Here is a 25954-nt window from a genome sequence, read left to right on the forward strand (position 1 = left end):
GGTGCGCGGTGGCCGGGTGGCGGCGGGTTCTGGCGGTGCGGGGCGGCGACGTGGCGTTCGCCGTTCTCGGGCTGCCGCTCGGGGTACTGGGCGGGGTCTACGCCGTCGCCGTCCTCTACGGGGGAGCGCTGCTCTCGCTCACCGTCCTCGGGCTGCCGTTCCTGGTGGCCGCGCTGCTCGGGGCCCGCGGGATCGGCGGGTTGCACCGCCGGCTGGTGGGGCGGCTGTTGGACGAGCCGGTGGCGCCGCCACCGCCGCGCGACCGGCCCGCCGGGCTGTTCGCCCGGGGCCGGGTGGTGCTGACCGACCCGGTGGCCTGGCGGTCGCTGCTCTACCTCCTCCTCCGGCTCCCGCTGGGCACGCTCGGCTTCCTGGTCGCGGTCGGACTGCCGCTCGCCTGCGGGTGGCTCGCGGGCTTCCCGCTGTGGGTGCGGCTGCTGGAACCCGGGCCGCGGCCGGTGGGCTGGCTGGACGTCCTCGGGCCGCCGGCCGGCCTCACGGTGCTCGCTGCCGTACCGGTCGCGTTGCGGGGCCTGAGCCGGGCCAACCGCGCGCTCGCCCGGGCGCTGCTCGGGCCGGTGCGCTCGCAACAGCGCGTCCGCCACCTGGAGAGCGCGCGGGCCACGCTCCTCGCGGAGAACACCGACCGGCTGCGGCAGCTGGAACGCGACCTGCACGACGGCACCCAGGCGCAACTCGTCGCGCTCGCCATCACCCTCTCGCTGGCCGACGACGCCCTCGCCGAACTCGCCGAACGCGCCGAACCCGCCGACGCCGCCGGCCTCGCCCCGGCGGAGTCCGGCCCGGGCAGCGCCCCCGGTGTCGGGCGACTGCGCACGCTGGTCGACCGGGCCCGCGGGCAGACCGACGACACCATCGCCGGGCTGCGCCGCCTCACCCGGGGCATCCACCCGGTGGCACTGGACGCCGGCCTGGCCGAGGCGCTGCCCGCCCTCACCGCCACCTCGCCCGTCCCGGTGACGGTCCGGCTGGACCTGCGGGAGCGCCCGGAGGAGGTGATCGAACGTGCCGTCTACTTCTGTGCGGCCGAGCTGCTCACCAACGTCGCCAAGCACAGCGGCGCCCGGAGCGTCGAGCTGTCCGCGAGCGCCGGCGACGGAAAGGTGCGGCTGACGGTCCGTGACGACGGCCGTGGGGGCGCCGTGGTCGGCGCGGGCAGCGGGCTCGCGGGCCTGGCCGAACGGCTCGCGGCGGTGGACGGGGTGCTGCGGGTGGAGAGCCCACCCGGCGGACCGACGACCGTCGCGGCGGAGCTGCCGTGCAGGCTGTGACGAAGCTGCTGCCGGGAGCCGGTGAGGGCCGGCGCTCAGCCCGGCGGTGCGGACACGAGCTGGGTCAGGAACCGGTCTCGGCGAGGTAGGCCAGGACTGCCTTGACCCGCCGGTTGTCGGCATCCGTCGCGGGCAGGTCGAACTTGGTGAACACCGCCGCCACGTGTTTCTCCACCGCCCGCTCCGAGACCGTGAGGAGCCCGGCGATCGAGCGGTTGGAACGGCCCTGCGCCATCAGCTCCAGCACCTCCCGTTCGCGGGCGGTGAGCGAGTCCACGCGTCCGCGCCGCCCTCCGTGCATCAGCCCGTTGACGATCTCCGGGTCGAGCGCCGTGCCGCCGTCGGCGACGCGGTGCAGGGCGTCGACGAACTCGGCGGTGCGGGCCACCCGTTCCTTGAGCAGATAGCCGATGCCGGCCGCGCCGTCGGCGAGCAGCCGGGCCGCCCAGGCGGTCTCCACGTGCTGCGAGAAGACCAGGATCCCGATCCCCGGTGATGCCGCCCGGATCTCCACCGCTGCCCGGATGCCCTCGTCGGTGTGGGTGGGCGGCATCGGGATGTCCACCACGGCCACGTCGGGCCGGTGCTCCGCCACGGCGGCCACCAGCTCGGGGCCCGTACCGGCGGTGGCGACCACCGTGCAGCCGCGGGCGGTCAGGAGCTCGACCATGCCGTCCCGGAGGATCACCGAATCCTCGGCGAGGACGATGCGGAGCTGCTTGTCGATCATCACGCCATTATCGCCGGGCGCGGGGCTCCTCCTGGCGCGTCGGTGGGGGAACCAGGGCTTCGGATAAAAATATACAGCAAGACTGGACAGGCTGGCCTGATGAAATTAGCGTGGAACGGTGACCGAGAAGCGAGCCGTTCCACCCGCGCCCGAATCCGTAGCCGACCCGACCGAGTCGGCCTCGGTGGCCGCCCGGGAGCTGCGCGCCGTCTTCAGCCGGCTGCGGCGCACCCTCCTGGAGAAGATCCAGGCCGGCAGTGAACTCACCCCCTCCCAGACCGCCGTGCTCAGCCGACTGATCGGCGAGGGCCCGGCTTCCCCCAGCGCGCTGGCCGCCGCCGAGCGGGTCCGCCCGCAGTCGATGGCCGCCACCCTGGCGGCGTTGGAGGAGCACGGCCTGGTCGGGCGCCGGCCCGACCCCGACGACGGCCGCCGGCAACTGGTCAGCCTGACCGAGGCGGGGCTCGCGTGGATCGCGGACAGCCGCCGGGCGCGCGAGGAGTGGTTGGCCCGGGCCCTGCGGGAGGAGTTCTCCGAGGACGAGCGCGCCACCATGCTGGCGGCGCTGCCGCTGATCGATCGGCTGAACCGGCGATGAGCGGCCCCGCGATGAGCGGCTCCGCGACGTTACTGGCCCGGCTCCGCGCCCGCCGCCGGCCGCCGGGCGGCCAGCGCTTCGGGCGCCGCCCCGAACGACCCGCGCCGGCCGGGGAGTTCAACCGCCGGCTGCTCGCCCCGATGGTGCTCGGTTCGGTGCTCAACCCGATCAACTCCTCGATGATCGCGGTCGCCCTCGTCCCCGTCGGCATCGCCTTCGGCGCGCCGCCCGCCGAGACCGCCTGGCTGGTCACCGCGCTCTACCTCGCCACCGCCGTCGGCCAACCGGTACTCGGCCGGCTGGTGGACGACCACGGGCCGCGCCGGCTCTACCTGGCCGGAACGGCCCTGGTCGGCCTGGCCGGACTGCTCGGCGCGCTGGCGCCCTCGCTCGGGCTGCTGGTCGCCGCCCGGGTGCTGCTCGGCCTCGGCACCTCGGCCGCCTACCCGGCCGCGATGCACCTGACCCGCAGCGAAGCCGAACGGACCGGCCGGAGCAGCCCCACCGGCGTCCTCACCGCGCTCGCCGTCGCGGGCCAGACCGTCGCCGTGATCGGGCCGACCTTCGGCGGGCTGCTGATCGGTCTCGGCGGCTGGCGGACGGTCTTCGCCGTCAACGTCCCGCTGTCGCTGACGTGCCTGGCCCTCGGGCTCTCCCGGCTGCCCGCTGCCGCGCCGCGCCGCGACCGCGGGGACCGGCTCGACCACACCGGCATCGCCCTGTTCGCGGCCCTCCTGCTGACGCTGATGCTCTTCGTGATGAAGCCCGGCACCGCGCGCTGGTACCTGCCGGTGCTCACCGTGCTGGCCGCGGCCGGCTTCGCCGTCCGCGAGACGCGGACCCGCACCCCCTTCATCGACCTGCGGGCGCTCGCCCGCAACCGTCCGCTGGTCGCGACGTACCTGCGCCAAGTCCTGGGCAACACCGGCACCTACGCCTTCCTGTACGGCTACACCCAGTGGCTGGAGGAGGGACGCGGCCTGGGTGCGGCCACCGCCGGACTGGTCCTGCTGCCGCTCTCGCTCACCGGCCTCGCGGTCTCCGCCGTCACCGGCCGCAGCCCGGCGGTGCGCGGCAAGCTGGTGGCCGGATCGGTCTTCCAGATGGCGGCCGCCGCCGCCCTGTTGCTGCTGGACCCGGCGAGCCCGGTGGTGCTGCTGGTCGCCGTCGGGCTGCTGGCCGGGGTCCCCCAGGGGCTGACCGGGCTCGGCAACCAGGCCGCGCTGTACCACCAGGCCGATCCCGCGGCCATCGCCTCCGCCGCCGGGCTGCTGCGCACCTTCATGTACCTCGGCGCGATGGCGGCCTCGGCGGCGAACGCGGCGTACTTCCCGCACGGCGCCACCACGGGCGGTCTGCACCACCTCGCGCTGTTCATGCTCGGCGGCGCCGGCCTGCTCTTCCTCGTCGTCCTCCCCGACCGCTCCCTCGGCCGGGTGGGAGCGGCCGCCAGGCGGAGGAATTGACTCGACAACGGATCTGGGGCTCAGGACAGGGGCCGGGGCCGCGTACGGGTGCCGTGGTCCGCGCTGCCGCTCCGCCGACCGCAGGACCGGCGCGCGGCGTACGGATCTCAGTCCTCCGCGCCGCCGCCCTCGGTGCGCGGGCCGGCGCCCTGGTCCGGGTCCAGGTCCGGGTCCAGGTCGACGCCGAGGTCGGCGCGCATGACGCCGCGCATCTCCTCCCACCGCTCCCAGAGCCACGTGAGGTACTCGCGGATCTCGTCGAACGAACCGTCCGGCACGGGGTTGCCCTCGTGGAGGCACATCGCTGTGGTACGCCTCGGACAACGCCTGGGTGACGGCGTCCAGTTGCGCCAGGACCGGCCGCGTGGCGATCATCTGCGCCTCCGCGAAGGCCGCGTGGTGTGCGTGGCGGGCCTGTTCGAGCGCCTCCCGCTCCTGGTCGGTCACGGCGCCCTGGTGCGAGTACCAGAGGAGGTTCATGATCGCGACCCGGTAGCGGCGGTAGGCCGCGTTGGTGGCCATGTAGCACGCGCGCCGTTGGGCCAGATCCTCCTTCCGCAGCTCGCGGTCCCACTGCGCCTGAGCCGCCGCCTGCTGGCGTTCGAAGTCCTGCTGCGCCGCCCCGGCCTGAGCCCGTTGGGCCAGCCACGGTGCCAACAGGGTGCCCGTGACGCCGAAGACCGCCACCAGCAGCGTGACCACCGCGCTCGTCATTCCCCGCCCCTCCCCGTGATGTTCCCGAGGAACTGTTGCATCCCCCGGGGAGCGGGGGAACACCGGCGACGGGCCCGAGGCGGGGAGGAGGCGGGGGCAGGGACCGCCCTGCCGCTCACCCCTCGAGCGGCAGGACAGGAGGCCCGGCGCGCGAGCCGGGGAGGGTCCGGCGGTCGGCCTCCCTTGACACCATGATTGTTAGCGTTAACCATTGTTGTGAGCGCTCACATTGACGCTTCCACCCTCCGCCGGCTGGGCCCCTGCATCCCGCTTCCGCATGCCCGGCCGACGGCTGACCGTTCCGTCCTCCAGAGGGAGACGCGGCGGAACGACGCCTGTCGCCGGTGCTCTCCACCCCTGCCCCGGTCGAGGACCGCATCGGCGGCAGGCGGCAACCCGCGCCTGCCGTACGGAGGGTGAGGACCGGCCCCCTGCCGCTGCGGAACTGCGCCGGAACCAGGACGAGCGCTACCTCGCGGACAGGTAGGCGTCGAGTCGTGCCGCCGCCGTCAGCATCGCCCGGGCGCGGGCCGTCAGCCGGTCCTGCCAGCCTTCGAGGGCCTCGGCCAGGCCGCCCGTGCCGCCCGCCGTGCGGACCTGGCGGATGACGGTGGCGATGTGGGCCAGGGGATAGCCGCCGCGGCGCAGCAGGTGGGTCAGTTCGGCGTCGCGGAGGTCCTCGGGGTGGTAGGTCCGGTGCCCGCCCGGGCGGTCACGGGTGGGGGTGAGGATGCCGGCCGCCTCCCAGGTGCGCAGGGTGGCGGGGGTGAGGCCGAGCCGGTGGGCGAGTTCGCCGATGCTGAGCGGGCCGGGGACGGCCGGACGGTCCTCGGGGGCCGGCTGGGCCGTCAGGTGGTCGACGGCCCGGCGGACGGTGGCCAGGGTCTCCCGGTCGCGCAGCAGTTGGGCGTGGCCGCGATCGACGGCGGTCAGCGCCTCGTCCAGCCGGTCGGCGTTCACCGAGGCCATGATCACGCCGCCGGTCGCGTGCCCGTACGCGGCCACCAGGGCGAGGTAGGCGCGCAGGGCGGCGGCGTGCCGCTCGGTGTAGATGCGGTAGCCGCCGGCGGTGCGCTCGGCGGGCGGCAGGAAACCGTCCCGCTCGTAGTTGCGGACGGCCTGGGTCGACAGGCCGTGCTCGCGCGCGAGGTCGGCGGGCCGCATGACGTTGACCTCCGTTTGAGGCTTTCCCCGGTGGTTGAGCGAGAACAGCAGGAAAAGTCTCAACCGATCCTTCAAGGATACGCTTGAGGTTCATGAGTCAGGACATCCGAGACTTCCTCACCCCCTCCTGCGAACTGCTCGCGCTCGGCGAGCCGACCCACCAGGAACCGGCCTTCGGGCTGGTCCGCAACCAGCTCTTCGCCCAACTGGTCGAGCGGGGCTACCGCTCGATCGCCCTGGAGACCGACCGGGTGGCGGCGCTCCTCGTGGACGACTACGTCCAGGGCGGTGCGGGCACCCTCGACGAGGTGCTGGCCGACGGCTTCAGCCACGGCTTCGGCGGCCAGGCCGGCAACCGCCGACTCGTCGCCTGGATGCGCGAGTTCAACCGCGACCGGGCGCCGGGGGAGCGGCTGGCCCTCCACGGCTTCGACGCCCCGACCGAGAACACCATGGCCCCCAGCCCGCGCCGCTACCTCGAACACGCCCGCGACTACCTCGGGCTCGACCTCGACATCGCCGCACTGGCGGGCGAGGACGAACGCTGGAGCAGCGAGCAGGCGGTGCTGGACGCGGCGAGCTCACCCGGAGCCACGCCCGAGGCCGCACAGCTGCGCCGCGTCGCCGACGACCTGCTGGTCCAGCTGTACGTACGGGCACCGGAGTTGATCGAAGCAGGCTCCCGAGCCGCGTGGCTCCGGGCCGGAACGCACCTGCGGGCCGGGCTCGGGCTGCTGCGGTACCACGCGCAGGCGGCGATCCAGGGGCTCGGGCCGGACGAGCGGGTTTCCGGCCTGCTCGGGCTGCGGGACGCGCTGATGGCCGAGAACCTGCTCGACATCCGCACCGCCGAGGCCGAGCGCGGACCCACGGTGGTGTTCGCCCACAACGCGCACCTCCAGCAGGCCGTGAGCGCCTGGTCGGGAGAGCTACACTGCCGCTGGAACGGCGCGGGCCGCATCCTCCGCCCGCTGCTGGGCGGGCGGTACCTGTTCGTGGCCGGCAGCCTCGGGCGCAGCGGTGCGCTGGGACTCGCCGAGCCGGCCCCGGGGACGTACGAGGCCATGCTGCAACGGCCCGGCACCGCATGGGAGTTGGTGGGAGCGCCGGAACTCGGGGACGCCCGCCCCCGCACGGACACGGCGCCGCAGCAGGGCTACTCCTTCGACCGGTCGAGCTTCGAGGGGGCGGTCGCGGTGCTCCACATCGGCGACGGTGCGGCAGTGACCGGGTAGCCGGTCGGCCGACAGGGCCCCCGCCGCTCCTCCGGGCTGCGGTCGGCCGGTCGTCAGGCGCGGGACACGCGGTCGTCGGGCCCCGGGTAGGCGGCCCGCAGATGGTCCAGCAGGGCGGCGGTCGGCGCCGGCGGCCGCCGCCCCGCCGGCCAGGCCAGGGCGATCCGTACGCGCGGCACGGGATCGCTCAGCTGCCGGACCCGCAACCCGGCGACGGGCCCCGGGTCCGGCAGCAGCGCGACGCCCAGCCCGTGGGCGACGAGTTCGGCCAACTGGGGTGGGGCGGCCGCCTCGACGGCCACCATCGGGGTCGTGCCCGCCTCGGCGAGGGCGACCTCCAGGGCGGTCCGCAGGCCGGTGCCGCGCGGGGTGCCCACCAGGGCGTGCCCGGCGAGCGCGGCGACGGGCAGCGGGCCGTCGGACGCGGTGGACAGCGGGTGGTCCTCGGCGCAGACCGCGACCAGCGGGACGTCCAGCACGGTGTGCAGGGCGAGACCGGTCAGTGCCGTCCAGCCGTCGTCGCCCTCGCGGCCGCTCGCGGTGGTGGGCAGGCCGATCACGGCGAGGTCCAGCTGCCCCTCGCGCAGCGCGGCCAGCATCCGCCCGGTGGTGTCCTCGGCGAGCGAGAAGTCGATGCCGGGGTGCTCCTGGCGGAAGGCGGCGAGGGTGGTGGCGAGCCCGGGGAAGGAGCCCAGGGCGGACGGCGGGGTGAGCGCCGCCCCGGCGACCATGCCCAGCCGGACGTGCCCGCGCCGCAGCCCGCCGAACTCCCGCGCCGTCTGCCGGGCCGCCGACGCGGCGGCGAGCGCGGCCTGCGCGTGCGGCAGTACCGCCTCGCCGACCTGGGTCAGCCGGACGGCCCGTCCTGAGCGGTCCAGCAGCGGATGGCCCAGTTCCCGCTCCAGCCGGCGGATCTGGGCGCTCACGCCGGGCTGGCTCAGGTGCAGCAGCTCGGCCGCCCGGGTGAAGCTGCCGTGCTGGGCGACGGTGACGAAGTACTGGAGCTGCCGGAGTTCCATAACCGCTGATCATAGGTGGCAGAACCAGCCGGTCTTGGACGGGCGGGCGGCCCCGGCCGCAGGCTGGAGCCATGGAGAACGCGCAGCTTGAACAGGGTGTGGAGTGGGTCCGCGAGCAGATCGCGGCGGAACGCCGGGAACTCGCCGCGCTGTTCGGCGGGTTCACCGCCGAGCAGTGGAACGCCCCGTCGCTGTGCGGGGGTTGGCGGGTGCGCGAGGTGGCGGCCCACCTGAGCACCGGGTTCCGCTACTCGACGGCGCGGACGGCCTGGGAACTGGCCCGCTCCGGAGGCAACCTGCACCGGATGGCGGACCGGGTCGCCCGCCGCGACGCCGCCGCGCTGGGGGACCGGGAACTCGCGGCGGCGATGGCCGACCACGCCGACCATCCCTGGCGGCCCCCGGTGGGTGGCCGGATCGCGGCCCTCGCCCACGATGCCGTCCACGGCCTCGACATCACGGTGGCCCTCCGGCTGCCCGCCCGGCTGCCGACGGCCCGCGCGGCCGCCCTGCTGGGCACGGTCTCGGCGCGCAGCGTCCGCTTCTTCGGCGCCCGGCTGGACGGCGTGCGGCTGCGGGCGACGGACGCGGAGTGGTCGTACGGGCAGGGAGGGCTGCTGGTGGAGGGCCGGGCCGAGCACCTGCTGCTGGTCGCGTACGGCCGGCGGCTGCCGCCCGGGCTGCTGGCGGGGGACGGGGCGGAGCGGTTCGTACGGGCCGGGTGAGGCGCCCGGCGGGGCGGCCCGGCGGCCGTCGCCCCGGCCCGCCCGGTGCTGCCGCCCCTTGCGCCGCCGGACCGGACCCTCGCCGCCGCCGGACCTGGGCCCTCGCCGCCGGCGGACCTGCGCCGCCGGCACCGCCGTGCCTACGATCGGAAAGGAATCCCATCCGGGTGCGTGGCGAGACGGGAGCCAGGTCGCCGATGGCCCCGAGGTCCGTGCAGTGGCCGCTGTACGTGCGGGTCGCGCCGTGGTTGGTGGTCGCCGGCGGGCTGTTGTGGAACTCGCTGGACACGGCCGACTACTGGGGCGATCCGCTGCTGGCGGCTGCCGCCGTGCTCGCCGGCGCGCTGCTGACGCTGCGGGACACGGTGGCGGTCGGGATCGCGAACGTGGTGGGCATCATCGTGCTGTCCTCGCAGGACGGGACGATCGGGACCACGGCCGGCTACCTGGAGCTGGGCAACACGGTGTTCACGGCGCTCCTCGGCGTCGGGGTGAACCGGGTGCTGGCGCGGCACGGGCGGCGGCTGGCGCGGGTGCGGTCGGTGGCGGAGGCGGCGCAGCGGGCGGTGCTGCCGGAGCCGCCGGGGCGGGTGGGGGAGCTGGAGGTCGCGGCCTGCTACCGGGCCGCCCAGGACGAGGCGCTGATCGGCGGGGACGCGTACGCGCTGCAGACGACTCCGTTCGGGGTGCGGGTGCTGATCGCCGATGTGCGGGGCAAGGGGCTGCACGCGGTGGGAGCGGTGTCGGTGCTGCTGGGGGCGTTCCGGGAGGAGTCGCACCGCGCTCCGGACCTCGGCGAGCTCGCGGATGCGCTGGAGCGCTCGCTGACCAGGGAGAGCGCCCAGCTGAGCGAGGAACTGCAACTGGAGGGCTTCATCACGGCGCTGCTGGTCGAGTTCCCGCCGGGGGAGGCGGCGGCGCGCACCCTGGACTGCGGCCACCCCGGGCCGTACCTGTTGGACGGGGAGCAGCCGGTGCGCCGGTGGGACGCGGCCGACCCGGGGCTGCCGCTCGGGATGGGCGTGCTGGGTGTGGCGCGGCCGCGGCCGCAGACCCGGGCCTTCCCGCCCGACTGCACGCTGCTGCTGGTGACGGACGGGGTGACCGAGGCGCGGAACGCGGCCGGGGAGTTCTACGACCCGGTGCCGGGGCTGACGCCGCTCGGGCCCTTCGCGGGGCCGCGGGAGGTGCTGGACGCGCTGGTGGCGGACGTCGCGCGGTGGACCGGCGGGCCCCGGGACGACGACATGGCACTGCTCGCGGTGACCCGTCGCCGCGCCGGGTAGCGCCCGGGCGGGACACTCCGGGCCGGCGGCGGACCAGGGCCGTACCGGGGCGGTGGGCGGGCGGTGCGCGACGCGGCTCGACCACGCCCGATATCACGGCGAGGTTGCGGCAGGTGGGTGCTCCACGGAATCCGGCCAAGTTGACCCGCGCCCTCCGTTGGCCGGAAACCGGACGTCCGGATATCGGACGGTGAAATGGACAGTCGACGCCGTCGGCGACGGGAATCCCCTGTTGAGCCGGGCGTCCCTGGCCGACGAGCGGGCGCGGTGCCGCGGGAGATCGCCGCCGGGGCGCGCGGGGGCGCGGGGGAGGGGCGCGCCGGGGTCACGACAATGGCGGGATCCGGCCGACCCGGGGTTCGTCCGGAAACGAACCCAGCGGTTGCCGCGTGTCGAAGAGGTGACCGAGAGTCGCACCGATGAACGAGACGCTTCGCCCCCGCCCGGCCGGTCTGCTCGGCCACCGTGACTTCCGGCTCCTGCTGACCGGAGCCGCGGCGGCCCAGACGGGCAGTCAGGTCACCCTGGTCGCCCTGCCGCTGGTGGCGGTGGTGGTGCTCGACGCCTCACCCTTCGAGGTCGGCCTGCTGACCGCCGCCGAGACCGCGGCCTTCCTGCTGGTCGGCCTGCCGGCCGGCGCCTGGCTGGACCGGATGCGCAAGCTGCCGGTGCTGATCCGCGCCGACGTGGTGCGCTGCATCGCCGTCGGCTCGATCCCGCCGGCGGCGGTGCTCGGCGTGCTGACCATGCCGCAGCTGTACCTGGTCGCGCTGGTCACCGGGGTGGCCACGGTCTTCTTCGACGTCGCCCACCAGTCGTTCCTGCCCGCCGTCCTGCCGCGCGAGCAGCTGGTCGGCGGCAACGGTGCGCTGGAGACGATCCGATCCTCGGCGCAGATCGCCGGGCCGGGCCTCGGCGGCGGGCTGGTGCAGCTGCTCGGTGCGCCGCTCGCCATCGTCGCGGACGCCTGCGGCTACCTCGCCTCCGCCCTGCTGCTCGCCCGGATCCGGGTCGAGGAGGCGCGGCCGGAGCCCGAACCCGGGCGCTCGCTGCGCGCCGAGGTCGCCGAGGGCGTGCGCTTCGTCCTCGGCCACCCGCTGCTGCGGGCGATCGCCGCGGCCACCGCCACCTCGAACCTGTTCGCCGCCGTGCTGATGGCCGTCCAGACGGTCTTCTGGGTGCGGGTGCTCGACCTGTCGCCCGGTGCCATCGGCGCCCTGCTGTCGGCCTCGGCCGTCGGCGGGCTGGCGGGCGCGCTGTGCGCGGGGCGGCTGGCCCGCTGGGTCGGCCAGGCCCGGCTGATCTGGCTGTCCGCGCTGGTGACCGCGCCGTTCGCGGTGCTGTGGCCGCTGTCCGAGGGCGGCGCGGGCGGGTGGCTGTTCGGCCTCGGCGCGGGCGTGGTGCTGTTCGGCGCGGTGGCCTACAACGTCGCGCAGGTCAGCTTCCGGCAGAGCGTCTGCCCGCCCGAGCTGCTCGGCCGGATGAACGCCACCATGCGCTTCCTGGTGTGGGGCACGATGCCGCTCGGCGCCCTCGGCGGCGGGTTCGTCGCGGACCGGTTCGGGCCGCGCGAGGCGCTGTGGCTCTGCGCGGTGGGCTTCCTGCTGGTGCCGGTGCCGCTGCTGCTGTCACCGCTGCGCCGGATGCGCGACCTCCCGACGACGCAGCCCCAGGACCAGGACCAGGACCAGGCCCAGGACCGGGCCCAGGGCCAGGACGCGGGGCAGGCCGCCGCCACGGCGCCCGCCGGGGACGGCCTCGACCCGACGACCCCCGACGCCGACTCTCGGCGGCAGTCCGCCGCGAGCCCGACCACCTCCTGACGCGGCCGCGTTCCGGCCACGAGCCCCGAGCACCCGAGCCCCGAGCACTCGAACACCCGAACCGAAACCGGAGACCGGAGACCGTTCCGTGCACGCCAGCATCACCGCCGCCTACCTCGCCCGGTACCGTTCCGCCGCCGCCGACTCCCCGGTGGAGCTGCTCCCGCTGACCGGTGCCCAGCGACGGTTCCTGATCACCCGCCGACTCGCCCCGCTGACCCGCTCCGACATCGTCCCGTTGTTCTTCGCCTTCCCCCGCGGCACCGTGGACGCGGCCCGGCTGGGCCGTGCGGCCGCCGCCGTCGCCGCCCGCCACCCCGCGCTGTGCGGCGGCTTCGCGACCGTCCGGGGCACCCCCGTGCTGCGGGCCGGCGGACCCTCCGTCGAGGCCGCCCGGATCCCGGTCGCCGACCACGGCGGCGCCGCGCCGGCGCTGCGCGCGGCCCTGCTGGACTGGCCCCTCGACGGGCCCGCCCTGCGCCTGCTGGTCGCCCAGGACCCGGACGCCCCGGAGGAGTTGCTCGCCCTCGCGCTGGACCACGCGGCCTGCGACGAGCAGTCCCTCGGGGCGCTCATCGGCGAGCTCACCGCGGCCTACGAGCGCGACGAACCGCCCGCGCCCGGCCCGGACCGGCAGGCCACGGCCGACTTCCGGGAGGCCGTCGAACTCCAGCTGGCCGCCGAGGAGGCCGCCGCGGGCCCCGCCGCCCAGGCCCACTGGGGCCGCCGCCTCGGCACCCTGGTCGGGACGGGCGGCGGCGCGGCGACGGCCACCGGCATGCTCACCGAACGGCTGCCCGGCGCCCAGGGCGCCGCCCGCAGCGCCGTCTTCCCCGCCCTGCTGGACGCCGTCGGCGCGGCCGCCCGGCGGCTGCACCGCGCGGACGGCCCGCTCGCGCTCGGCTACCCCTGGGGCGGCCGCCCGCCCGGTGCGCCCGCCGCGCTCGGCTGCTTCCTCAACACCCTGGTGCACCCCGTCCCGCCGCGCCCCGCCGCCGACCTGGAGGAGCTCTGCGACGCCTGGTGGGACGACCTCGACCACGCCGGCACCCCCTTCGACGAGGTCGTCCGCGCTGCCCGTACCGCGGGCTCGCCCTGGTCGGGCGCGCTCGACGCGATGCTCACCCTCGAGGACATGCGCCGCCGCCCGCCGCTGGTGCTCGGCGGCGTTGCCGGCCGGGAGGTCCACCTCGCCGGACGGCCGCTCGCCGCGCCGCTCGCCGTCGCCGCCGAGCACGGCCAGGACCTGCTGGTCCGCCTGGCCTGGGACAGCGACCGCTTCCCGGCCGCCGACGCCGAGGCCGCCTTCGAAGGGCTCCTCGCCGTCCTGCGCCGCCACCTGGCGTAGACCGCCCGTCCGCCGCCCGCCCCCAGGCCCTCGCGCCCCGCGTCGCGGGTCCCCAGCCCCCGAGCCCCAGCCCCCCCGAGCCCCGGCCGCACCCCCACCCCGCTGCGACCGGACCCCAACCCGACCGTGCCGGGACCACCCCACGCCCGCGCCCGGCCACCCCGGTGCCAACCCGTCCACCACACAAGGGAATCACCCATGTTCGCACTCTCTCCCTCGCAGGAGATCGTCTGGCTGCACGAGCAGATGCTGCCCGGCAGTCGCGCCTACAACTTCACCGCCGTCCTCGACCTGTGGGGCACCCTCGACCGGGACGCGCTGTACGCGGGCCTCGCAGCCGTCCTCGACCACCACCCGGGCCTGCGGCTGGAGCTGGTGGCCCGCCCGGAGGGCCTGCCCGGCCAGCGGGTCGCCGCGGACTGCCGCCCCGAGCTGCGGCAGAGCGACTACACCGCCGACGCCGACCCGGAGGCCGCCTTCCGCCGCCTGCTCGCCGCCGAGGCCGAGGAGCCGCTGGACACCTTCCGCGCGCCGGTGCTGCGCTGGCACCTGGTCCGGCTCGGCGAGGACCACCACCGGCTGATCCATGTCGAGCACCACCTCGTCCACGACGGCCACTCCTTCGCGATCCTGCTGCGCGACCTGTTCACCGTCTACCGCGCCCACGTCCTCGGCCAGCCGTACGAGCTGCCCACCGCGCCCTCGTACGAGCAGCACGCCCGCCGCGCCGTCGACCCGGCGGCCCGCGAGCGCGCCCTCGCCTTCTGGACCCGGGAACTGGCCGACGCCCCGCGCGAGGTCACCCTGCCCGGACTGGCCAAGCTCGGTGTCGAGCGGCGCCACCGCGGCGGGCAGCTGCGCCAGTCGATCGGCGCCGACCTCGCCGGGCCGCTGCGCGAACGCAGCAAGGCCGACGGCCACACGCCGTTCAGCACCCTGCTCACCCTGTTCACCGAACTGCTGCGCCGGCACAGCGGCCACCGGGAGATCGTCGTCGGCACGGCCGTCGGCAACCGGCCCGAAGGCTTCGAGGGCACCGTCGGCATGTTCGTCAACACCGTGCCGCTGCGCCTGAGGCTCGACCCGGCCGCGCCCGGCACCGAGGCCGTGGACGAGACCACCGACGTCCTGCTGCGGGCCCTGCCGCACCAGGACCTGCCGGTGCAGGAGCTGACCCGCCGCCTCGGGCTGCACACCGGCGGCGCCGACAACCCGCTGTTCAACGTGATGTTCAGCGCGCACGACGCCGCGCTGCCCGACGTCCAGGCGCCCGGCCTGGAGGTCTCGCTCTACGAGGGCTTCAACACCGGCACCACCCGCTTCGACCTCGACCTGGTGCTGCTGCCCGACGACCGCCGGGTCGTCGGCGAGAAGCACGGCGCCGCCGGGATGACCCTGGTCTGGGACTACGACGCCGACCTCTTCGGCGAGGCCGAGGCCATGCTGCTGGCCGACCGGCTGCTGGAGCTGCTGCGCGACTACCTCGACCGCCCGCAGGTGCCGCTCGCCGATCTCGTCCCCGCGCCCGAGGCCGCGCCGGCCGTGCCGGTCACCCCGGTCGGGCTCGACCCGGCCGCCGCCCACGACCCCGCCGCGCTCGCCCTGCTGGCCGGCACCGAGCGGATCAGCTACGGCGAACTGAACCGCAGGGTCGGAGAGTTGGTCGACCGGCTGCGCGCCGCCGGGGTCACCGCCGGGCAGCCGGTGGCCACCGTGCTGCCGCGCGGCGCCGACAGCGTGGTCGCCCTGCTCGCCTGCCTGCGCCTGGGGGCCGTCTACGCGCCGCTGTCCACCGAGGACCCGGCCGCCCGGCTCGGCCTGCTGCTGGAGCGGCTCGCCCCCGCCCTCGTCCTGGCCACCCGGCAGAGCGCGCTCGCCCTGCCCGCCGAGGGCGTCACCCCGGCGCTGCTGGACGGCCCCGCCTTCCCGGAGGCCCGCCCCGCCGCCGTGCTGGAGGGCGCCGCCTACGTCATCCACACCTCGGGCTCCACCGGCGTGCCCAAGCCCGTCCTGGTCGGCCGCGAGGCGCTGGCCGGGTACGTCGCCGCGATTGCCGCGCGCTACGAACTCACCTCCGCCGACCGGGTGCTGCTGTTCGCCCGGCCGTCCTTCGACGTGGCGCTCGAGGAGGTGCTGCCCGCGCTCGCGGTCGGCGCCGCGCTGGTGGTGCCGCAGCGCGAGGTGCCCACCGGCCCGGAACTGGTGGCGGTCCTCGCCGCCCGCGGCGTCACCGTCGCCAACCTGCCGACCAGCTACCTGCTCGGCGTGCGCGAGGACCTGCGCGAGGCGCTGAAGGACGGCCGCTGGTCGCCCCGGCTGCTCGTCCTCGGCGGCGAGCGGCTGCCCGCCCGCGCCCTGGCCGACCTCACCGAGGCCACCACCGTGCTCAACGCCTACGGCGTCACCGAGGCCACCGTGACCTCCACCGTCCACCAGGTCACCGCCGCCGACGTCGCCGAGGACGGCGAGATCCCGCTCGGCACCGAGATCGACGGCGCCCGGATCCACGTGCTCGACGAGACGCTGCGCCCGCTCCCGGCCGGGTGCGTCGGCGAACTCGTCGTCAGCGGAGCCCTGTTGGCCGAAGGGTACGTCGGCCTGCCGGAGCCCACCGCCGCCCGCTTCACCACCGTCCCGGCGCTCGGCGGCGCCCGGGTCTACCGCACCGGCGACCGCGGCTACCGCGACACCGAGGGGCGCCTGCGGTTCCTCGGCCGCGCCGACAACCAGGTCAAGCTGCGCGGCCACCGGATCGAGCTGGAGGAGATCGAGGCCGCCGCCTCCGCGGAACTCGGCGGCCGCTCCTGCGCCGTCCTGCTGCACACCGACCCGCGGACCGGCCCCCGCCTGGTCGGCTTCCTGGAGGGCACCGACCGCCCCGACCAGGCCGCCCTGCACGCGGCACTGGCACGCCGGCTGCCCGGCGGACTCGTCCCGGCCAGCTGGACGGCCGTCCCCGAGATGCCCACGCTGCCCGGAGGCAAGCCCGACCGCGCCGCCCTGGCCCGACTCGCCGACGAGACGCCCGCGCCGCAGGCCAGCGCCGCGCCGACCGCCTTCACCGACCCCGGCCAGGAGCTGATCGCCGCCGCCTGGCGCGAAGTGCTCGGCCACGACCGCTTCACCCCCGACTCGCACTTCTTCGAGGTCGGCGGCCACTCCCTGCTCGCCGCCCAGCTCGCCGCCTACCTGGAACCGCACCTCGGCAGCCGGCCGCCGCTGCGCACGCTGTTCCGGCACGCCGTCCTCGCCGACCAGGCCCGCGTCCTCACCGGAGGGGCGAAGTGAGCGCCCCCTCCAGCGTCCTGGAAGCCGGCCACCGCGAACTCGTCGACGCCTTCGAGAGCTTCGTGCGCCGCGAGCTCGTGCCGCTCGCCGCCGAGTTGCCCGAGACCGCCGACCAGGTCCCGGCCGACCTGCGCGCCTACGTGCGCAAGCGCTCCGCCGCCCTCGGCTTCTACGCCGGGGACTACCCCGAGGAACTCGGCGGCGCCGGCATGCCGTTCACGGCCGTCGTGCTGCTGCACCACGCCGCCGGACGCAGCGGCTGCGTGCTCGCCCCCTACGCGCTGGCCGGCTCCGACGGCCCCAGCCCGCTGCTGCGGCACGGCACCCCGGAGCAGATCGAGCGGCACCTCGTCCCGCTGGTGCGCGGCGAGCAGACCCGCTGCCTGGCGCTCACCGAACCGCAGGCCGGCTCGGACGCCTTCCGGCTGACCACCACCGCCGTGCGCACCGGCGACGCCTGGGTGCTCGACGGGCGCAAGACCTTCGTCAGCAACGCCGAACACGCCGGGATCGCGCTGGTCGTCGCGGCCACCGACCTCGGTGACGGCGCCGGGCCGACCGCCGGCGCCACCGCCTTCGTGCTGCCCATGGACCAGCCCGGTCTGCGGATCGGCCAGCGGTACGAGGGCATGTCCGGCGAGCCGCTGTTCGAGCTGCTGCTCGACCGGGTCACCGTCGGCCCGGAGGCCGTCATCGGCGGCGAGGAGGGCATCGGGGCGGCCACCGCCCTCGCCATGGACAGCCTCTCCCGCGGCCGCCTGGTCGTCGCCGCGATGTGCAACGGCATCGCCGAGTACGCGCTGCGCGTCGGCGTCGAGTACGCCCGGGAGCGGCGCGCCTTCGGCCGGGTGATCGGCGAGTACCAGCACGTCCAGGAGCACCTGGTGACCACCCGTGCCGAGGTGGAGGCCTCCAAGCTGCTCACCCTGGCCTGCGCCCGGCTGGTGGACGAGGGCACCGAGTCCGCCGAGAACGCGGCGCTCGCCAAGCTCACCGCCTCCGAGACCGCCGTGCGGGCGGTCGACCGCTCGCTCCAGGTGCACGGCGCCACCGGCTGGGTGCGCGGCCACCCGCTGGAGTACCTGTACCGCTACGTCCGGATGACCACGATCATCGAGGGGACCTCCGAGGTCCAGAAGGTGATCATCGCCCGTTCCATGGGCCTGAACTGACGGCCAGTCACCTGTCTGGAGCCAAGAGACAATGATGGAATCCCTGAGCATCGGATACGGCCGTCCGCACCAGGACGGCGCGGTCCTCGACCTCTTCACCGGCTGGGTGCAGCGCACCCCCGACGCGCCCGCCCTGATCGACGGCGAGCGCAGCTACAGCTACGCCGAGCTCGACCGCCTCGCCGACGGCGTCGCCGAGGCCCTGCGCGGCAGGGTCGGCAAGGGCGACCTGCTCGGCGTCTGCCTCGGCCAGTCGGCGGCGCTGGTCGCCGTCACCCTGGCCGCCGCCAAGCTGGGCGCCGTCCACCTGCCGCTCGGCCCGCGCCCGGGCGAGCGGCGACTGCAGGCCGTCGCCGAGCAGCTGCGGCCCGCCTGCCTGGTCGGCGAACCCGACGTGCTGCCGCCGGGCGGCGAGCGGCTGGCGCTCGACCTGCCCGCCGCGGGGGAGGTGCTCGCCGCACTGACCCCCGGCGAGCAGGCCCAGGTGCCGACCGGCACCCACTACGCGGTGCTGACCTCCGGCTCCACCGGCACCCCCAAGGCCGTCGCCGTCACCGAGCCGGCGCTCGGGGCGCTGCTGCACTGGTACCGGGAGCTGACCGGCCTGGGCCCGGGTGCCCGGCACAGCCTGCTGATCGGGGTCGCCTTCGACCCCCACCTGATGGAGCTGTGGGCCGGCCTCACCTCCGGTGGGACGCTCGTCGTCGCCCCCGAGGCCGTCCGCTGGGACGCCGCCGCGCTCACCGACTGGTTCCGCGACGCCGCGATCACCGTCTCCGTACTGCCCACCCCGCTCGCCGAACCCCTCCTCGCCCGGCCCTGGCCGACCGGGCTGGCGCTGCGCCACCTGATGATCGGCGGCGACCGGCTGCGCCGCACCCCGGGCCCGGACGTCACCGCGACCGTCCACAACGCCTACGGGCCCGCCGAGGCCACCGTCGCCACCACCGTGCACACCATGGCCCCCGGCGGCGGCCACGGCGACGGCGCGCCGCCGATCGGCCTGCCGATCCCGGGCGCGGTGGTCCTGGTCACCGACGAGCAGGGCCGCCCGGTGCCCCGGGGAGAGGCCGGCGAGCTGCGGATCGGCGGCCGGGGCCTGGCCGCCGGGTACCTCGACCCCGAGCTGACCGCCCGCCGCTTCGTCGGGGTGCCGCCCGGCGTGGACGGCATCGACCGGGTCTACCGCAGCGGCGACCGGGTGGTGATGCGCGCCGACGGCGTGCTGGAGTTCCACGGACGCCTCGACGACCAGGTCAAGGTCAGCGGGGTGCGGATCGAGCCCGCCGAGGTGGAGGCCGCCTTCGAGCGCGACCCGCGGGTGCGCCGGGCCGTGGTCGCCGCCCAGCCCGTGGCCTCGGGCGGCGTCCGGCTGGTCGCCTTCGTGGAGGCCGAGGACGGCGCCGAGGCCGGAGCCGCGGCCGCCCCCGAGCCCGCGAGCCTGCTGGAGGCGGTCCGGCCCTGGCTGCCCGAGCAGGCCGTGCCCTCGGCCCTGCGGCTGGTGGACCGCTACCCGCTGGACGCCAACGGCAAGGTGGACCGCGCGGCGCTGCTCGCCGCCGAGGCGGCGGCCACCGCGGACCCGGCGGACCCCGGCGACCCGGCGGTCGAGGAGGGTGCCACCCCGGTCGAGCGCACGGTGCTGAAGCTCTGCCGCGAGCTGATCGGCAGCGCCGACCTCGGCCTGGAGGACAACTTCCTCGCCTCGGGCGGCAACTCGCTCGCCGCCGCCCGGCTGCTGGAGTCCCTGGAGGACGAGTACGGCGTCCGGCTGCGGGCCGCGCCGCTGCTGCGCCAGCCCGACCTGCGGGCGATCGCGCGGCTGGTCGAGGAGCGGATGCCCAGCGCCTCGCTCGCCTGACCGTTCACCGCGCCTCCCCGGGGCGTGTCCTGCGGAGCCGGCACGCCGCCCCGCCGGCGCGCCGCTCGCGGGGCACGCCGTACCGCGGGGCACGCCCCGAACCCTGACCCCTCCTGACCGCGGGCGCCCCGGCCCTACCGCCGGGGCGCCCGGAAGGGAACCAGCCATGACGCCCACCACCCTGAGCGCCTCGTCCGCCCCGGCGACCGGCCGCGACCTGACGACGCTTCCCGCCCTGATCGCCCGGCAGGCCGAGGACCACCCCGACGCACTCGCCGTGACCGACGGCACCACCGTCCTCACCTACCGCGAACTCCTCGAAGCAGCGGGCCGGTTGGCCGCCGTCCTGGCCGCCCGCGGGATCGGCCCCGGCAGCGCCGTCGGCCTGCTCTGCGCCCGCTCCACCCGCCTCGTCGTCGCCCAGCTCGCCGTCTGGCGGGCCGGCGGCCACGTCCTTCCGCTCGATCCGGCCTACCCGCGCCCGCGCATCGCCGAGATGACCGCCGACGCGGACGTGCGGCTCGTCCTCGGGGACAAGGCGCTGCTCGCCGAGGCCGGACTGCCCGAGGAGCGCACCCTGGTGCTGACCGAGCGCGGCACCGAGACCACCCCGGCGGAGCCGGTGCCCGACGCCGCCGAGGCGGCGGCGCCCGCCCTGCTCTACTACACCTCCGGCTCCACCGGCCGGCCCAAGGGCGTGATCGTCCCGCACGGCGCCGTCACCGACCTGGTCACCGCCCCCGACGCGCTCGCCATCGGCCCGCGCGACCGGGTGCTCCTCCACTCCACCGTCTCCTTCGACGCCGCCACCTTCGAGGTGTGGGCCCCGCTCGCCCGGGGCGCCGCCGTCGCCGTCGCCCCGGCCGACCGGCCCTCCACCGAGGAACTCGTCCGCGACGTCGAGCGGTTCGGCGTCACCACCCTCTTCCTCACCACCGCGCTCTTCCACCACCTGGCCGCCAAGCAGTCCCGGATCTTCGGCGTGCTCCGCACCCTGGCCGTCGGCGGCGAGGCGATGTCCGCCGAGCACGCCGGCGCGGTGCTGCGGGCCTTCCCCTGGCTGGAGCTCTACAACGTGTACGGGCCCACCGAGGCCACCACCTTCACCACGCTGCACCGGGTCACCCTCGCGGACTGCGACCGCGGCGCCGTCCCGATCGGCCGGCCCTTCGGCGGTGCCCGCACGCTCGTCCTCGACGAGGGGCTCGCTCCGGTGGAGCCCGGCACGGTCGGCGAACTCTGGATCACCGGCGGGCGCCTCGCCCAGGGCTACCTGAACCGGCCGGAACTGACCGCCGAGCGCTTCCGCGAGCTCCCGGGTCACGGCCGGGCCTACCGCAGCGGCGACCTGGTGCGCCAACGGCCCGACGGCGCCCTGGAGTTCCAGGGCCGCACCGACGACCAGGTGAAGGTCCGGGGCTTCCGGATCGAGCCCGGCGAGGTCGAGCACGCCCTGCTGCAGTTCCCCGAGGTCGCCGAGGCGGCCGTGGTGGTCCGCCGGGCCGGGCAGGCCGACGCCGCGCTCACCGCCTGCCTGGTCCTCACCGAGGGGGCCCGACCGGCCGTCGAGACCCTGCGCGGCCGGCTCGCCGACCGGCTGCCCGCCCACCTGGTGCCCACCGCCTGGACCGTACTCGACGCGCTGCCGCTCACCGGCAGCGGCAAGGTCGACCGGCGGGCGCTCGCCACCGCCGCGGACCCGACCGCCGACCCCCGGCCGGCCGGAGCGGCCGCGCTCACCCCGATCCAGCAGGTCGTCGCCGAGGCCTGGAGCCGCGCCCTGGAGCGCCCGATCACCGACCCGGCCGCCGACTTCCTCGCCGAGGGCGGCCACTCGCTGCTCGCCATGTGGGTCGTCGACGACCTGCGCGAGGACCTGGGCGTCGAGCTCTCCCTCGCCGACTTCCTCGGCCACCCCACCGTGGCCGGACAGGCCGAACTGCTGGAGCGCGCCCTGCTGGCCGCCGACGACACCCCCGGAGCCGACCGATGAGCACCACCGACCAGAGCGACCTACTGCGCCGCGCCCGCGACCGCCGCGCCGCCACCGCGCCGGAGCGCCCGACCGCACCGCAGAGCGGCCCGGCCCCGCTCTCCCACGCCCAGCAGCGCATGTGGCTGATGGACCGCCTCGGCCAGGGCGGCGCCCTCTACAACGTCCCGATCGCCACCCGGCTGCGCGGCCCGCTCGACCCGGCGGCCCTGGCCACCGCGCTGACCGCCCTCACCGAGCGGCACGCCGTCCTGCGCACCCGCTACCCGCGCCTGGGCGAGCAGCCGTACCAGCGGATCGAGCCGGCCGCCCCGGTGCCGCTGCCCGTCATCGACGCGGCCGACGCCGATGCCGACGGCGGTGCCGGTGCCGGTGCCGACGGCGGTGCCGGTGACGGTGCCGACCGGGACCGGACCGACCGGACCGACTGGACCGACCGGATCGCCGCCGAAGCCGCCCGGCCGTTCGACCTCGCCGCCGGCCCGGTGCTGCGGGCACTGCTGCTGCGGCACGGACCCGAGGACCACACCCTGCTGCTGACGATCCACCACATCGCGGTGGACGGCGGCTCCCTGCCCGTCCTCGCGGCCGACCTCGCCGCCCTCTACGCCGCCGCCCGCGACGGCGTGGAGCCCCAACTCCCGCCGCCGGGGCTGCCCTACGCCGAGTACGCCCGCCAGGAGCGCGCCCGCGACGCCGAACTCACCGCCGCCGCCGACGCCCGCGCCGCCCACCTGGCCGGCGCCCGGCCGCTGCCGCTGCTGCGGCCCGTACCGCCCGGCGCCCGCGAACGCCGTGCCACCCTGCACGCCGCACCGATCGACGCCGCCACCGTCGACGGCCTGCGCCGGCTCGGCACGCGGCACGGCGCCACGCTGTTCGCCGTCGTCCTCGCCGCCGCCTTCGCCACCCTGCGCACCGCCTCCGGGCAGGACGACCTCACCCTCGGGTGCGCCAGCGGCCACCGCGCCCGGCCCGAGCTCCGCCGCACCGTCGGCCTCGGCGTCAACACCCTCGCCGTGCGGGCCGAGCTGGGAGACCACGACACCTTCGGCGAGGCGCTCGCCGTGGTCCGCGACGCGCTGCTCGACGCCCAGCAGCACCACCAGGTGCCCTTCGACCTGGTGGTCGAGCGCCTCGGCGCCGCCGCCCGCGGCGCCGACGGCACTCCGCTGCTCTCCGTCAGCTGCGACCTCGTCCAGCCCGTCACCGCGCTGGCCCTGCCCGGGCTCGAGGCCGAGAACGTCGACCTCGACCTCGGACTGGCCAAGTTCGACCTCGCCCTGCTGCTGGAGGACGGGCCGCAGCCGCGCTGCCTGGTCCAGCACGACCGGGACGCGCTGGACGAGACCACCGCGGCGCGGCTGCTGGAGGCCTTCGCCGCCGTGCTCGGCGCGGTGGCCGACGACGCGGACCTGCCCCTGTCCCAGCTGCCCGGCGGGCGCCTGGTCGCCGCCCGGCACCCCGTCGTCGAGGCGCTCTCGGCCGACCCGCGGGTCGCCGAGGCGGCCGTGGTCGAGGGCGTCGACGGCCCGCCGCTCGCCTACGCGGTCGTGCGCGGCCCGGTCGCCCCCAGTGGCAGCGAGCTGCGTGCAGCCCTCCGGCGCAGCCTCCCCGCCGCCGAACTGCCGCTCGCCGTCACGCTGGTGGACCGCATCCCGCGCGACGCGACCGGCGCCGCCGACCGCGACCGGCTGCCCGGCGCCGCCCCGACCACCGCCCCCGACACCGCTGCCGACCGGCCCGGCCCGCTCGACCTGGTCCGCACGGCCTTCGGTGAACTGCTCGGCAGCGTCCCGCCCGCCGACGGCGACTTCTTCGCCCTCGGCGGCCACTCACTGATCGCCGTCCAGCTGGCCGAACGGCTGCGCACCCGCCTCGGACTTCCGCTCACCGGCCTCGACATCCTGGAACGGCGCACCCCGCGCGCCCTCGCCGCCCTGCTCGCCACCCGCGCGGACGAGCGCCGCGCCGCCCTCGCCCGCACCGGGGCCCGGCCCGGCGCCGAAGCCCGCGCCGAGGCCCGCACCGGCACCGTGCTGCTCACCGGCGCCACCGGCGGCGTCGGCGCAGCCGTGCTCCAGGAGCTGATGGCCCAGGGCCGCCCGGTCCGCGTGCTGGTCCGGCCCGAGTCGGCGCACCTGCCGGCCCTCAACGGCGCCGAGATCGCCGAAGGGGACCTGTCCGACCCGGACAGCCTGCGCCGTGCCGTCAAGGGCGTGGACGCCGTCGTCCACGCCGCCTGCACCTTCACCGAGCACGCCGTCGACGTCGCCGCCATGCGCGCCCTGCTGGACGGCTGGTCCGGCGGGCCGTTCGTCTTCGTCAGCAGCGTGGACGCCTACGGACGGCCGCCCGGTACGGAGGTCGCCGAGGGCGCCCCGAGCTGCGCGCCGGTCACCCCGTACGGGCAGGCCAAGCTGGACTGCGAACGGCTGCTCCTCGAAGCGGCCGAGGCGCACGGGCGCGGCCCGGTCACCGCCGTGCGCGCCCCGATCGTCTGGGGTCCGCACCAGCGGCTGCGCGACCAGCTCCGCTGGGGTGCCACCGGTGAGCTCTACCAGGCCGCCCTGGCCGGCCGCCCCGTCGTCCTGCCCGCCCCGGCCCCCGGCGACCGGTCCACCTGGAACGGCGCCGCCTGGGTGCATTCGGCGGCCCTCGCCCGGGCCGTCGCCGCCTGTCTCCAGCCCGACCACCCGGCCGCCGGGCGGGTCGTCAACGCGATCAGCGGGCACGTCTCCTGGACGGACTTCGCCGCCGAGCTGATCCGCCTGCTCGGTTCGCAGAGCACGCCGGACCTGCGCCCGGACGCCGACCCGGACCTGTGCCGCCCCTGGCACTACCGGGCCGACACCCTGGCGGCCGCCCTGGAGCCGGAGCCGGGGGAGGACTGGCGCAGCGTGCTCGCGGCCATGGTCGGCTGAGCCCCGCGCACGGGGCGGAGGGGGCCCGCCACCGGCCCCCTCCGCCCGGCGTCAGGCCTCCGCCCGGGTGGCCCGCGGCGCGGGAGCACACGCAGGGCTCAACCCCCCCTGCGACTGGCCGGTTCCGTCCCCTTTCGACCCGGGCGGGTCGCGGCCCCGGTCCGGTCGGGCGCAGAATGCTCGACATCCGGGAGTTCCGAACCGCAGGGGGCTGGTATGGCCGTACGACCCTTCAGGCGCAGGGCAGTTGGAAGGGCCCGGGCCGCGATCGGCGCCCTCGCCGTCACGCTCGTGGCGGGTGCGGCGGTCGCCGTGCCGGCCGCACCCGCGGAGGCGGCCGGCGGCAAGGTCGTCTACCTGACCTTCGACGACGGCCCGAGCCCGGTGTACACCCCCCGGATCCTGTCGATCCTCAACCGCTACGGCGCGCGCGCGACCTTCTTCGAACTCGGTGAGAACGTCGCCGCCCACCCCTCGGTCACCCGGCAGGTCGCCCGCCAGGGCCACAGCGTGCAGAACCACTCCTGGTCGCACCCCGACCTGCGCCGGCTCTCGGCCGCCACCTTCAACTCCCAGGTGGGCAACACCGATCGGGCGATCCGCGCGCAGACCGGCCGCACCCCGACCTGCCTGCGTCCGCCGTACGGCGCGGTCAACGGCACGGTGCGCTCCCGGGCGGCGGGGCTGGGCAAGCAGGTGGTGCTCTGGTCGGTCGACCCGGCCGACTGGTCCCGCCCCGGGTCCGGTGCGATCCAGTCCAGGGTCCTGGGCGCCGTCCGCCCCGGTTCGGTGATCCTGCTGCACGACGGCGGCGGTGACCGCAGCCAGACCGCCGCCGCGCTGCCGGCGATCCTGTCCGGCCTCAAGGCGCGCGGGTACGGCTTCGGTCTGCTCTGCTGATCCGGCCCTCCCGAGCCGCCGTTCGCATGCCGGGTCCAACTCGGCTGTGCAACAGCCGGGTTCGTCCAGTCGCATGCGCGGCGCTCGAGTGCTCCCGGGCAGCCGACGGCGGGCCGTCGGGCTGACCGCAGGGCAGTACCTGGTCGATCAGCGGCTCGCCCCTCGGTGAGCCGCGCGACCGCATCCTCGGTCATCCTCGCCGAACTTCCGCGGCTCCGGGCCGGGGTGAGGTGCGGTCGCCTGACACCGTCCGGCCGCCTCGTGCCGCCCGCTCCCGGCCGGGAGCGGGCGGCACGAGGGCTGCGTGGCTCAGCCCGGCTTCGTCGGGGGTTACTTGAGGGCGGTGAGGGCGGCTTCGTAGTTCGGCTCGTCGGCGATCTCGGGGACGAGTTCGGTGTGGAGGACGGTGTCGTTCT

General features: G+C 76.3%; 18 protein-coding genes. 14 read left to right on the plus strand and 4 right to left on the minus strand.

The window, feature by feature from the left end; all coding sequences use genetic code 11:
* Window positions 1-50 precede the first annotated feature (50 nt).
* Complete coding sequence (locus ACGF07_RS23605; protein WP_392901766.1) at window positions 51-1292, plus strand: sensor histidine kinase; 1242 nt, start codon at window positions 51-53, stop codon at window positions 1290-1292.
* Window positions 1293-1356: 64 nt separating this feature from the next.
* Here ACGF07_RS23605 and ACGF07_RS23610 read toward each other — a convergent pair whose 3' ends face one another.
* Window positions 1357-2022, minus strand: a complete 666-nt coding sequence (locus tag ACGF07_RS23610; protein ID WP_392901768.1) for a response regulator — start codon at window positions 2020-2022, stop codon at window positions 1357-1359.
* A gap of 118 nt (window positions 2023-2140) precedes the next feature.
* Here ACGF07_RS23610 and ACGF07_RS23615 point away from each other — a divergent pair, with 118 nt between their 5' ends.
* Together ACGF07_RS23615 and ACGF07_RS23620 are read left to right on the plus strand one after the other, a co-directional pair.
* Window positions 2141-2620 carry a MarR family winged helix-turn-helix transcriptional regulator gene (locus ACGF07_RS23615; RefSeq protein WP_392901770.1) on the plus strand — a complete coding sequence of 160 codons (480 nt, stop codon included), beginning with the start codon at window positions 2141-2143 and terminating at the stop codon, window positions 2618-2620.
* Window positions 2621-2631: 11 nt separating this feature from the next.
* Window positions 2632-4086, plus strand: coding sequence for an MFS transporter (locus tag ACGF07_RS23620; protein WP_392901772.1), 1455 nt, complete (start codon window positions 2632-2634; stop codon window positions 4084-4086).
* A gap of 107 nt (window positions 4087-4193) precedes the next feature.
* Here the strand turns inward: ACGF07_RS23620 and ACGF07_RS23625 are convergent, their stop codons facing one another.
* Together ACGF07_RS23625 and ACGF07_RS23630 are read right to left on the minus strand one after the other, a co-directional pair.
* Window positions 4194-4388: a hypothetical protein gene (locus tag ACGF07_RS23625; protein ID WP_392901774.1), complete on the minus strand. Its 195-nt coding sequence runs from the start codon at window positions 4386-4388 to the stop codon at window positions 4194-4196.
* A gap of 880 nt (window positions 4389-5268) precedes the next feature.
* Window positions 5269-5964: a TioE family transcriptional regulator gene (locus tag ACGF07_RS23630; RefSeq protein ID WP_392901803.1), complete on the minus strand. Its 696-nt coding sequence runs from the start codon at window positions 5962-5964 to the stop codon at window positions 5269-5271.
* Between the two features lie 92 nt (window positions 5965-6056).
* On the opposite strand from ACGF07_RS23630, the gene ACGF07_RS23635 reads away from it, so the two are divergent.
* Window positions 6057-7199: an erythromycin esterase family protein gene (locus tag ACGF07_RS23635; RefSeq protein ID WP_392901775.1), complete on the plus strand. Its 1143-nt coding sequence runs from the start codon at window positions 6057-6059 to the stop codon at window positions 7197-7199.
* Window positions 7200-7252: 53 nt separating this feature from the next.
* Here ACGF07_RS23635 and ACGF07_RS23640 read toward each other — a convergent pair whose 3' ends face one another.
* Window positions 7253-8218 (minus strand): LysR family transcriptional regulator, encoded by a 966-nt coding sequence (locus ACGF07_RS23640; RefSeq protein ID WP_392901777.1) that lies wholly within the window; start codon window positions 8216-8218, stop codon window positions 7253-7255.
* Window positions 8219-8289: 71 nt separating this feature from the next.
* Here ACGF07_RS23640 and ACGF07_RS23645 point away from each other — a divergent pair, with 71 nt between their 5' ends.
* The 10 genes from ACGF07_RS23645 to ACGF07_RS23690 all read left to right on the plus strand — a co-directional run bounded on the left by ACGF07_RS23645 (window position 8290) and on the right by ACGF07_RS23690 (window position 25538).
* The gene (locus ACGF07_RS23645) at window positions 8290-8943 is read left to right on the plus strand and encodes a maleylpyruvate isomerase family mycothiol-dependent enzyme (RefSeq protein WP_392901779.1); all 654 of its coding nucleotides are present in this window, start codon (window positions 8290-8292) and stop codon (window positions 8941-8943) included.
* A gap of 197 nt (window positions 8944-9140) precedes the next feature.
* Window positions 9141-10229: a PP2C family protein-serine/threonine phosphatase gene (locus ACGF07_RS23650; protein WP_392901781.1), complete on the plus strand. Its 1089-nt coding sequence runs from the start codon at window positions 9141-9143 to the stop codon at window positions 10227-10229.
* Between the two features lie 419 nt (window positions 10230-10648).
* The gene (locus ACGF07_RS23655; protein WP_392901783.1) at window positions 10649-12052 is read left to right on the plus strand and encodes an MFS transporter; all 1404 of its coding nucleotides are present in this window, start codon (window positions 10649-10651) and stop codon (window positions 12050-12052) included.
* Window positions 12053-12140: 88 nt separating this feature from the next.
* The gene (locus ACGF07_RS23660; protein ID WP_392901785.1) at window positions 12141-13400 is read left to right on the plus strand and encodes a non-ribosomal peptide synthetase; all 1260 of its coding nucleotides are present in this window, start codon (window positions 12141-12143) and stop codon (window positions 13398-13400) included.
* 198 nt (window positions 13401-13598) lie between these two features.
* Window positions 13599-16688 (plus strand): amino acid adenylation domain-containing protein, encoded by a 3090-nt coding sequence (locus ACGF07_RS23665; RefSeq protein ID WP_392901787.1) that lies wholly within the window; start codon window positions 13599-13601, stop codon window positions 16686-16688.
* Window positions 16685-17860, plus strand: coding sequence for an acyl-CoA dehydrogenase family protein (locus tag ACGF07_RS23670; protein WP_392901789.1), 1176 nt, complete (start codon window positions 16685-16687; stop codon window positions 17858-17860). The genes ACGF07_RS23665 and ACGF07_RS23670 overlap by 4 nt, the downstream gene beginning before the upstream one ends.
* Window positions 17861-17894: 34 nt before the next feature.
* Window positions 17895-19721: an AMP-binding protein gene (locus tag ACGF07_RS23675; protein WP_392901791.1), complete on the plus strand. Its 1827-nt coding sequence runs from the start codon at window positions 17895-17897 to the stop codon at window positions 19719-19721.
* Window positions 19722-19887: 166 nt separating this feature from the next.
* Window positions 19888-21714 (plus strand): non-ribosomal peptide synthetase, encoded by a 1827-nt coding sequence (locus tag ACGF07_RS23680; RefSeq protein ID WP_392901793.1) that lies wholly within the window; start codon window positions 19888-19890, stop codon window positions 21712-21714.
* Window positions 21711-24638: a condensation domain-containing protein gene (locus ACGF07_RS23685; RefSeq protein WP_392901795.1), complete on the plus strand. Its 2928-nt coding sequence runs from the start codon at window positions 21711-21713 to the stop codon at window positions 24636-24638. Before ACGF07_RS23680 ends, ACGF07_RS23685 begins: the two co-directional genes overlap by 4 nt.
* A 216-nt stretch (window positions 24639-24854) precedes the next feature.
* Window positions 24855-25538: a polysaccharide deacetylase family protein gene (locus ACGF07_RS23690; RefSeq protein ID WP_392901797.1), complete on the plus strand. Its 684-nt coding sequence runs from the start codon at window positions 24855-24857 to the stop codon at window positions 25536-25538.
* The last annotated feature ends 416 nt before the right edge of the window (window positions 25539-25954 follow it).

It is taken from the genome of Kitasatospora sp. NPDC048194, from assembly GCF_043202455.1.
Lineage (GTDB): Bacteria > Actinomycetota > Actinomycetes > Streptomycetales > Streptomycetaceae > Kitasatospora.

What these genes read in the sequence shown, in the direction of transcription:
- ACGF07_RS23680 (WP_392901793.1), top strand. Translation starts at nt 19,888, where the DNA reads ATGACGCCCACCACCCTGAGCGCCTCGTCCGCCCCGGCGACCGGCCGC.
- ACGF07_RS23690 (WP_392901797.1), top strand. Translation starts at nt 24,855, where the DNA reads ATGGCCGTACGACCCTTCAGGCGCAGGGCAGTTGGAAGGGCCCGGGCC.
- ACGF07_RS23685 (WP_392901795.1), top strand. Translation starts at nt 21,711, where the DNA reads ATGAGCACCACCGACCAGAGCGACCTACTGCGCCGCGCCCGCGACCGC.
- ACGF07_RS23640 (WP_392901777.1), bottom strand. Translation starts at nt 8,218, where the DNA reads ATGGAACTCCGGCAGCTCCAGTACTTCGTCACCGTCGCCCAGCACGGC.
- ACGF07_RS23665 (WP_392901787.1), top strand. Translation starts at nt 13,599, where the DNA reads ATGTTCGCACTCTCTCCCTCGCAGGAGATCGTCTGGCTGCACGAGCAG.
- ACGF07_RS23635 (WP_392901775.1), top strand. Translation starts at nt 6,057, where the DNA reads ATGAGTCAGGACATCCGAGACTTCCTCACCCCCTCCTGCGAACTGCTC.
- ACGF07_RS23655 (WP_392901783.1), top strand. Translation starts at nt 10,649, where the DNA reads ATGAACGAGACGCTTCGCCCCCGCCCGGCCGGTCTGCTCGGCCACCGT.
- ACGF07_RS23610 (WP_392901768.1), bottom strand. Translation starts at nt 2,022, where the DNA reads ATGATCGACAAGCAGCTCCGCATCGTCCTCGCCGAGGATTCGGTGATC.
- ACGF07_RS23675 (WP_392901791.1), top strand. Translation starts at nt 17,895, where the DNA reads ATGGAATCCCTGAGCATCGGATACGGCCGTCCGCACCAGGACGGCGCG.
- ACGF07_RS23645 (WP_392901779.1), top strand. Translation starts at nt 8,290, where the DNA reads ATGGAGAACGCGCAGCTTGAACAGGGTGTGGAGTGGGTCCGCGAGCAG.
- ACGF07_RS23630 (WP_392901803.1), bottom strand. Translation starts at nt 5,964, where the DNA reads ATGCGGCCCGCCGACCTCGCGCGCGAGCACGGCCTGTCGACCCAGGCC.
- ACGF07_RS23650 (WP_392901781.1), top strand. Translation starts at nt 9,141, where the DNA reads ATGGCCCCGAGGTCCGTGCAGTGGCCGCTGTACGTGCGGGTCGCGCCG.
- ACGF07_RS23625 (WP_392901774.1), bottom strand. Translation starts at nt 4,388, where the DNA reads ATGTGCCTCCACGAGGGCAACCCCGTGCCGGACGGTTCGTTCGACGAG.
- ACGF07_RS23620 (WP_392901772.1), top strand. Translation starts at nt 2,632, where the DNA reads ATGAGCGGCTCCGCGACGTTACTGGCCCGGCTCCGCGCCCGCCGCCGG.